Consider the following 8,826-nt stretch of genomic DNA (forward strand, 5'->3'; position numbering starts at 1 on the left):
CTCGGCGATGAAGGTGTAGATCATTTTGGGAGGACGTTCTCCGCGGCGAAGTACGCGGTTGCACGCTTGAGGATCTCGACCTCGAGCTTCGCCACCCACAACTCCCGGCGTAGCTTCACCAACTCGTCGCGATCCGCGGTGCTCAACCCGTCGTTTCGGCGACCCTCGTCGAGGTCGGCCCGGCGCATCCAGTTCCGAAGGCAGCTATCGGAGATCCCGAGGTCCTCGGCGATCTGCGCGACCGGCTTCTCGCCCATCCGGGCCAACTCAACAGCACGCTGACGGAACTCGGGCGGATGTGGTCTGGGCATCTGGACCTCCTTTCCGAGACGACCACGGTCGCCTCAGGTCGAATGTCCGTCAACCCGGGGTACTTCCAGTCCCCAGCAAACTCAGGGCCATCCAACTTCGATTCCCCTGGCGACGAGCTTGAACGTGGACCAACCTTGCCCGGTGGATACGAAGGCCTTGACCGAGTTAGCGAAGACCGACTGGACTGAATTCTCAGGCCGACTGGAGGACGTACGAGTTGCTTCGAGGGGTCTGGGGTGGCTCGAACGTCCGATGCGCCCAGGTACAGGTACGGTGGCGGAGCTGAGGCCTGTGTCGCAGAAGGCGGCGCATCCGAACTCGCTCAGCGCCAAGGTTGGCTTCGGTGAGCAGCCGTTGCACACAGACGGTGCGCACATGCAATGTCCTCCTGACGTGATCGTCCTCGCGTCGAGAGCGCCTACCGCAGCCGCAACTCGGCTGTGGTCCGCCAACGAGGCGGGAATCCCTTGGGACGCCCTTCGGCATGGGGTCTTCACGGTGTCCACCGGACAGACTCGCTTCTTCTCAGTCATCTTCGAAGCTGGGCGACTCCGCTTCGACCCGGGGTGCATGACGCCATGCGATCAACGGGCGCGGGAGGCTGTGGCCTTCTTCGACTCCGCTTGGGCGGGTGCCGAACGACACCAATGGCGGACCGGAACGGAGGTGCTTGTGATCAACAACAGACGAGCGCTTCATGCTCGAGAGTCCGTCGGGCCACTTGAACTGGACCGAGTCATCGACCGCGTCGCGTTCTGGATTCCTGCGGAGCGATGAGTGCTCCCTGGGACCCTGACGCGCTGTGGGTGAAGGCGAAGCTCTTCATCAACAACGCCCTTGATGAGGCCGTCCCTCGCAGTTGGGAGGAACGGGCTCTCTGGGCTTCCTTGTCGCTGGAGCTCCTAGCCAAGGCAGCCCTCTCCCGAGCGTCACCGCTGCTGATCGCGGCCCCCAATGAGGATGGCCAGAACCTGCTCGTCGCGGCCGGCCTGATCCAGGGTGAGGCGAGGTTCAAGTCGATTCCCGCTAAGGCTCTTTTCGCACGGTGCTCCATGGCTTTCAAACCCTTCAATGCCGTCGAGGCGACCCGGATTGCCGACAACCGGAACGAGTACCTCCACGGAGCCACAGCCGAGTTCGCTCCGATTCCCGCTGAAGCGTGGTGGCCCAAGTTCTGGGCGCAGGCCCATGTTCTAGTAAACTCGTGCGACCGTGACCTCGAGGACTTCGTCGGCGAGTCACGCGTGTCCGAGGTTGAGCGGGCTCTGGAGCAGAACGCACGGAACCTCCAGGAGCGGGTGCAGATGCTGATCTCACGCGCTCAGCAGCAGCTGGCTCGTTCCCGTCAGGGAGAGATGCTTGCTCGTGAACTCGAGGCGTGGGAGCGGCCGCGAGATCTAAGCATCGGCGGCAGCCACTCAACGGCGGCCGATTGTCCCGCGTGCGGTTCCGAGGACGGTCTCCTCGAAGGCGACGAGATCGTGGATCAGGAGATCCACACCGAGCAGCTCTCCGAAAGCGACTTCGACGTGTGGATCGATCTGGAGGTTGCTGCCAATCACTTCAGCTGCAGCACCTGCCACCTTGTACTTGACTCGTTCGACCTCATAGACGCGGCAGCTCTTCCCGTGACCATCGAGGCCATCGGCGATCCTGGCGACTTCTGGGAACCTGACTACGGTAACGACTGAGAAGACAGATGCTTGGCGCGCCTCCCTGGTCCGGCCAGCAGCTCCATTTGCTGGTTGATCCACCCGAGCGCTGGGCGGACAGTCTGAGACCGAGCCAGATCCATGATGCTCGACTGGCCGTCCGTCGTCGGTAGCGACCCGGCAGTCTGGGTCCGCCTCTGAACCGGCGGAAGGGGCTGAACGGCCTCCGGTGCGACGGACCTCGTCTGAGAAACCCGCATGACGAAGACCTGCGTCCTCTCATCGAGGCGGCTCCTCCCAGCCGAGTTCACTGGCCCACGCGGCGATCGGGGCCAGCTTCCGCAGATGCCGCCAGCGACGAATGCGATCAGACTCGAACCGGCCCGCGTTGCGGTCCGCGAGCCGGTTCGTGGCTTAGGACCAGTCGTCCACGTCGTGCAGCCCGCGCAGCGGCCGAGACACCGCGCCGCCCGTCGCTCGCCGCCATGCCGAACACCCCAAGAAGTCCGGGCGCGGCTCGGAGCCGTGTGACCCAGGTGGCGGGCGATCTGCAGGTTGAGTTCGCTTCCATGGCAACGGCGAGACCGCGTTCGGGATCAAGGGAACTGTCCTGACAAGGTCGAGGCTAACCTTCCGTGGCAATGGCGGCGGAATCAGCTTTCTCCTATTGCTGTGGATCTCCTGTGCATCCAGGCGACTCGGCGTGCCCAGCATGCGGGACCGGGCTTCTGATAGCTGCTTCAGAGCCGTGCACGATTTTTGCCACGGGGTTCATCGGAAGGGGCAAATCCGCCCTCCAAGCGTTGCTGTCAGGCGACGCGTCCACTACTCGCCAGCACCTGGAGGACGGGACCGTCACGACGGTTGGCACGACGAAGATGCCTAAGCACTTCGTGCTTGTCGAGCTGGCGCGTGGCGAGAGCAGGGCTACCGCGCTGTGGGCCGCCTGCGACTCCGAGATCGGCTTCCTGCCAACGGAACCACTATCTGACGCCATTGCGTCGACGGAGCTTGTCGACATCGCCCACGTTCGTCGGACTGCTCGAGAACTGTCACAGCTTGGAGCCAGCGCAGCTCTACTACGCCTCCCGCTTCTCAACCATTACGAGCGGGAGTGGTGGGCTGCCTGTGCTGACCTAAACGTGGGACGATGGGCTTCTGCACGCACACGGCTGCAATCGATGCCAGCGACCTATCAGCTCGCGACGGCATCGTTGCTGTGGCTATCACGCCAGGACGCCAATTTTGATGGCGAGTTGGCGAATGCGGCCTTGGCGAAACGACTTGGCAGTTCGCCGAGAGCGAAACTTGACGCGCTGCTCGCGACGTTCGCCGACCCCGAGCCCGCAGCGAGTTGGCTGGCGGCTGGCGCGCCCTCGGACTGCCCTCCCGGAGAGGTCGCTCTTCGCCGGTCGGCCTTGGTCGACATTCTCGTTGCGTCCGGGCATGAAGACCTGCATGGGTGGCGTATAGATGTGCCTCTCTCCATCCCCGAGTCTGTGCTCGACGACTTGATCGATCGCGGTGCAGAAGTGACTGCGACCGGGGCGCCGGCGGAGGACGTCCCAGGGCTGGCAGGATCGTCCTACTTCAGGGCCCGTGTTGAGCCGTGGGAGCTCAGTGCGGACGAGCTGAACGGGCTCGGCTTCAACGATGAGAAAGCGCGACGTCTCCTTGTGAACCAACAGCCGATCCCGAATGATCTCCCGGTCGACGATCCGGTCCTCACCGCACTCGTCCGGCTCGCACAAACCTCGGTCGTCGACGAGGTGCTTCGCGCCCGGAATCCATCGCTCGTCACGCATTTGCAGTCGTTCTTCTCTGCTCCGAGCGTTGAGACGCTTGTTCCGACCCTTTGCTCGGATCCCTCACTGTGGCAGGTGCTCGCGAACGATGCGGGTCGAGATTCGGTCGCGTGGAGTGCCGAGCGAGGAACTCCGGAGGCACGTTTTCTCGGATGGAACGCGCTGGTACATGCCCGTGAGGCGCTCTATTCCGCCGACTGGAGCTTCGCCGTCCATGCCGCTAAGCAGGCCCTTCGCTTGAACAGTGAAGAGGGGGCTCGTGACGAAGCGCTGAACCTTCTGAGCTGTGCGCACTGGCAGCTCGGGAATGACACCCAAGCTAAACAGGCTCTACTCGACGCCCTCGAAGGCTCGCGCAACCCTTCCTTGCAGGTGAACCTCGGGGTTATCTCGGCCTCTGATGACCCCGAGACAGCAGCTATTGAGTTGGCTCGTCTCGTCTCAGAGGCTTCTTTCCCGGAGCTTCGCGTGGCGGCGGCAACCCGTGCGGTGATGCTGTGGGCGACCGATGAGGCACCGTGGATCTCCGAATCGGAGATTGGCGGGATGCCGGAGACGCTCAGGGTGGCGCTCCGAAAAGTGATTGTCGACAATATTGACGTCGAGCAGTTCCGTCCCCTTGTGAAACTTGCCGCGGCCGTCGACAGCGAGTGGCTCGCTTCGAGTGAGGCGCTCGCGGGGTCGCCCAACTCTGCTTCGCTCGAGGCCCAGCTCTACTCGGCCCGAGCAACGGGTCCGTCCGAGTTCCTTGACGCCCTCAAGCGGGCGCTCAGCCGCAAGAACTGCCCGGAGTGGGTGATCGACGAGCGCGACCAGTTCCTCGACACGATCATCTCCGGGGGGTTCGAAGACCTCAGCTCCGTGGCGGCGTTCTTCTGCTTCCTCTCCATCGAACGAGAGTTGCCCATCACGGAAAAGCAGCGCCTCGTCTTGGTGCCACTCGGGATCCTCGGGCTCTGTGCAACGTTTACCGACGACCAGGACGACGAGTCGCCGGGAGCGCCCGACGATCGCTTCACCGATCTGCTCTACGAAACCTTCACGCAGGCCAACGCGAGCTCTGACTTCGAGTCGCTTGAAGGGCTGTACCAACTTGCGTGGCACCGCCTAGGGTTAGTTCAAGTGCGATTTTCGGCGGCGAGCGTGGACGCGCTCGTGAACGCGTTCAACTCGATTATGGACGAGATCAGATACATCTCTCGTCACCGGCTCAACAAGATTGAAGTGAACAGCACCTTCCGACGGATACTCAACGAGTGTGAGCGCCTTGAAAACCAGATCCGCTGGTGGGTCCCATGGATGTCCGACGACGAGGCCCTCGGAGGATTCACAACGTCGATGTTGGAGCACGCAGTAGCGACCAAGAACCATATCGAGAGGGCGATGCTATGACCGCTGCGAATGGACCGGGAGACCCGCGGAAACGCATCTACCAGCTGCTCGGAACGGGATCAGCAGAGCATGACTACCGTTACGGCAAGAGACGCCGTCGAGTGAGGGCGTCAGAGGCTCAGATCAATGACATCTTCGAGTTGCTGAGGTGGCTAACCGGCGCACTTGTGGTCACTGACACGTCAACGGCGATGTCTGCTGCCGCTTACGAGGGACTTCGAGCGTCTGTGGTAAGCACTGCCAAGGACCACCGGCGGCTTCTCGTCACGCTTGCGGAATTGCACGACTCGCTTGAGCGGGGGCAGTCGATAAACACGGTGAAGTCTAAGATCGAGGAGGCGATGGCAGCGAATGGACTGGTGCGCACCTCAGACCCTACCCAGGAAGAGCTCTACGACCTCGAGAACCAGGGCAGCAACGCCGACAAGATCGACGTGGTTGAAGCGGCATACGTCGATGATCAGTCAAAGTCGGTGATTCGGCTCGGTCGTGCCCGCTGGATCCCCGGACCCGAGCGAATCACAACCTCCGTCGGAAGCGGATCAACCGAGGAGACTGCTATGCCCACAGACGAACAGGACAAGATCTCGGCTGCATCCAAACCAGGAGAAGCTGAGACAAACGATGCGTCGGCTGATGACAATTCGGACGCAGGCGGGAGTGAGAGCAGGTGACCACCGCCGGCATCGACTTCGGAACGACAAACTCGGTCGTGAGTATCTGGACCCCATCTGGACCCTCAGTTCTCCCGATCGACTCTCCCAAGGATGCTCGGTGGGCCGAGCTCGGTCTCGATCTTCTCATGCCGACGGTTATCGGTCTGTCCCCTGAAGACGAGACCGTCTTCGGGTGGGAAGCAAAGTTGGGCGACGTTCCAACGCTGGAGGCGGTGAAGCGGCTGCTCTTGGCCGAGGAGTTCGTCGAGCTTGCGGGCAAGCTCTTCGTAATCGAAGAGGTGGTGACACTCTTCTTCGCACACCTCCGAGACCAGGCCCTGAAACTGGCTGGTGCTGACATCGACCGTGTCGTCGTCACGATCCCCGCCAACTCGCGTGGTCTTGCTCGTTACCGGACCCGGATCTGTGCGGCGATGGCAGGACTTGAGGTCCTGGCCCTGATCAACGAGCCGACGGCGGCGGCGATGGCTGTCTCTCGTAGGATCACCCACGACGGGAAGGTCCTCGTTGTGGACCTTGGTGGCGGAACGCTGGATGTGACGCTCCTCGAAGCCTGCGATGGAGTGTTCATCGAGCAGGCGTCGAGCGGTGTGCCGACTCTGGGCGGCCGCGACTTCGATTCCCGACTCGCAGCCCTAGCCGTTGAGACTGTCTCCGACACCGACTGGACGGCGAGCGACCGTCGCCAGTTCGCGGCGAACATTGAACGAGCGAAGATCCTCCTGTCCACCCAGGAGTTCACCAACATCGATCTGCCTGGAGGGGAAAGCCGGCGGATCACACGAGCCGCCTTCAACGACTCAATTCGAACTCTCGTCGAGAAGCTCGGCCCTGCGATCGATGAGTGCCTCCAGGCCGCACAGATGGACTTCGACTTGATCGACCACCTACTTCTCGTCGGGGGCTCGTGTCGCGTCCCTGCAGTGCGGGACTTCGTCGTGTCCAAGATCGGCAAGCAGCCATCGTCCGACGTCAACCCTATGACGGCGATCTCGAATGGTGCCGCGATTGCAGCGGCGATCCTCACGGGCGAACTCGATGACAACGACTTCTTCGTGTCAACCGAGCACGCACTTGGGACGATCGCCACCGACGACTCGGGCACGAGCTACTTCTCCGAGATCATCCCGAGGAACCACAAGCTTCCGGCGAGCAAGGAACAGATCTACCTACCGCACTTACCCGAGCAGGAGAGCGTCGCGATCCGAGTCATCGAAGGGCGCTCAGATCATCTTGACCATCCCGACAACGTGATTCTCAAGGAGTGGTCGGTGGCGCTTCCACCCCCGGAGCGCGGTGACAACCGGCAGTTCGCGCTGCAGTACAACTACGACGTCAACGGCATCCTGCATGTGCATGCACGCGACTTCCTCTCCAACGAGGTCATCCTTGATGACGACGTTGCCAGCGGCGTGTCCGGCGACAAGTCGAAGCTGGCCAAGGTAGCGAAGGGCGCACGCGAGGCCATGGCGACCGGCAGGCTCGAGGCATCCACGGACGCAGCTCCTGATGACCCGGAGGCTGTCGAGTTAATCCAGCGGGCGAACTCCAAGGTGATCCCGTTTCTCGATGACGACGAGGCAAACCCGATCCGCCAGCTCGTCCAGACTTTGTCTGCTGCCACTGATGCGTCCGCGCGTGACGCTGCGAAGAGCGACCTTCGCAAGTCCCTATCTCGCTACTCGTACCTGTTCTAGGGGCCAGCCATGAGCGATCGAAGGAACCCGTATCTGATTCTCGGATTGCCATACGGGGCTGGGCGTGCAGAGGCAACGAAGGCCCTCGCCAAGCGATCACGCCAGGCGCGCCGCGACGGAGCATTTCCCTACGAGCTCGAGGATCTCACCTGGGCGCTGAACCAGGTCGAGATGCAGATCGAGGATCCAGTCTCCGGGCTCGACACGTTCCGAGTCCCCGCTGACCACGAGGTGTTCGATCTGCCGCCAGGTCCAGGTCTGCTGCGGCCGGCCCCGCAAGCACTACCTCGACGCTCGCCGGCAAGCACGACGGCCGACCGGCAAGTCATCGTGGACCTTGCTTGTGATGACGCCTTCGCCGAACTGGCCCAGCGTATGACCGAGTCAGTTGCTCCGCTTCTTGCTCCCCGACAGCCGGTCAAGACAGTGATCCGGCCCTCAACTCCCCCCAAGCGTCGCCGCTTCTGACAGGAGGCCATCGCCAATGGGCTCAACGAGCGGCAGCGACGACTTCGCCAGATCCAGTAGTCCGGCGCCTTGAGCCGGGCGGTCTGGCCGACTCGATCTGCCCACTCGGATCCCGGCCCACCGGTCACGGTTGTCCGAGCGGACAACGCGGTCCTGGCGCTGGTCTCTCACCTGAACGACCCTTCCTCGGCGGGCACGGACGGGTCTGCAGCGGTTGCTGGGTGGTGACGGTGAGTTCGACGGCTTGATCTGGCCCCGGGGTGACGGGGGCGGATTCGGGGGGTCGTGGCTACACCCAACCATGATCGGGTGTGTCGATCTCGAAGACGAACTGGAAGCGTGGACCTATGCCGTTGACGGCGAAGTGTGACTTGTACGTTCAGTTGATGGCTCAAGGAATGCAGAGGGGCCAGCTGCACGAATAGGTGACGGGTCAGTGCGTCAACCGAACCCGCGGCAGTCCCGATGTGCGAGCATCGCCGGGGTTCGTCCCGCACTCAGCCCGAGGGCCAAACATGACAACTTCCGATGACACGGTCGTGCGCTTGCTGCGAGAACTGCTGAGGGACACCACCCACCAGCGAAACACACCGCGGGTTCACGAGTTCCGGCCCGGGACCTGGCGCCCTTGGCTGGAGCACGACGGCACAGCCGTTGCCGTGCTCACGGACTACTCGGGCGACGAGATTCCGAACCGAGGTCAGGTCAGCCGAGCGGACCTATCCCAACTGTCACAGCGAATCGATGCAACGGATCGAGACAGCCTCGTCCGGCTCTTCGTGGCAACGATGCTCTGGGGGTCAGGCACCAGCAACGGGCGAGC

Annotated in this window: 6 protein-coding genes and 1 pseudogene; 6 read left to right on the forward strand and 1 reads right to left on the reverse strand. The window is 62.7% G+C overall.

Going from position 1 to position 8,826, the window contains the following annotated elements; genetic code table 11:
* Window positions 1-20 precede the first annotated feature (20 nt).
* Window positions 21-311 (reverse strand): transposase, encoded by a 291-nt coding sequence (locus tag ACESNG_RS21660; RefSeq protein WP_373070813.1) that lies wholly within the window; start codon window positions 309-311, stop codon window positions 21-23.
* 774 nt (window positions 312-1,085) lie between these two features.
* On the opposite strand from ACESNG_RS21660, the gene ACESNG_RS21665 reads away from it, so the two are divergent.
* From ACESNG_RS21665 to ACESNG_RS21690, 6 genes and pseudogenes are all read left to right on the forward strand, one after another.
* Window positions 1,086-2,003, forward strand: a complete 918-nt coding sequence (locus ACESNG_RS21665) for a hypothetical protein (protein ID WP_373070815.1) — start codon at window positions 1,086-1,088, stop codon at window positions 2,001-2,003.
* A gap of 644 nt (window positions 2,004-2,647) precedes the next feature.
* Window positions 2,648-5,161 (forward strand): hypothetical protein, encoded by a 2,514-nt coding sequence (locus tag ACESNG_RS21670; protein WP_373070817.1) that lies wholly within the window; start codon window positions 2,648-2,650, stop codon window positions 5,159-5,161.
* On the forward strand, window positions 5,158-5,835 hold the full coding sequence (locus ACESNG_RS21675; RefSeq protein ID WP_373070819.1) for a hypothetical protein: 678 nt from the start codon (window positions 5,158-5,160) through the stop codon (window positions 5,833-5,835). The genes ACESNG_RS21670 and ACESNG_RS21675 overlap by 4 nt, the downstream gene beginning before the upstream one ends.
* A complete protein-coding gene (locus ACESNG_RS21680) occupies window positions 5,832-7,535 on the forward strand; it encodes an Hsp70 family protein (protein ID WP_373070821.1) in 1,704 nt (567 codons plus the stop codon). Before ACESNG_RS21675 ends, ACESNG_RS21680 begins: the two co-directional genes overlap by 4 nt.
* Before the next feature lie 9 nt (window positions 7,536-7,544).
* Window positions 7,545-8,003, forward strand: a complete 459-nt coding sequence (locus ACESNG_RS21685; RefSeq protein WP_373070823.1) for a hypothetical protein — start codon at window positions 7,545-7,547, stop codon at window positions 8,001-8,003.
* Between the two features lie 515 nt (window positions 8,004-8,518).
* A pseudogene (locus ACESNG_RS21690) lies at window positions 8,519-8,826 on the forward strand (hypothetical protein); the annotation flags it as partial.

This window comes from Gemmatimonas sp. (assembly GCF_041689975.1).
In the GTDB taxonomy this organism is placed as follows: Bacteria; Gemmatimonadota; Gemmatimonadetes; order Gemmatimonadales; family Gemmatimonadaceae; genus Gemmatimonas.

Coding starts and splice junctions, on each gene's coding strand:
- ACESNG_RS21660 (WP_373070813.1), bottom strand. CDS start 311: ATGCCCAGACCACATCCGCCCGAGTTCCGTCAGCGTGCTGTTGAGTTG.
- ACESNG_RS21665 (WP_373070815.1), top strand. CDS start 1,086: ATGAGTGCTCCCTGGGACCCTGACGCGCTGTGGGTGAAGGCGAAGCTC.
- ACESNG_RS21675 (WP_373070819.1), top strand. CDS start 5,158: ATGACCGCTGCGAATGGACCGGGAGACCCGCGGAAACGCATCTACCAG.
- ACESNG_RS21685 (WP_373070823.1), top strand. CDS start 7,545: ATGAGCGATCGAAGGAACCCGTATCTGATTCTCGGATTGCCATACGGG.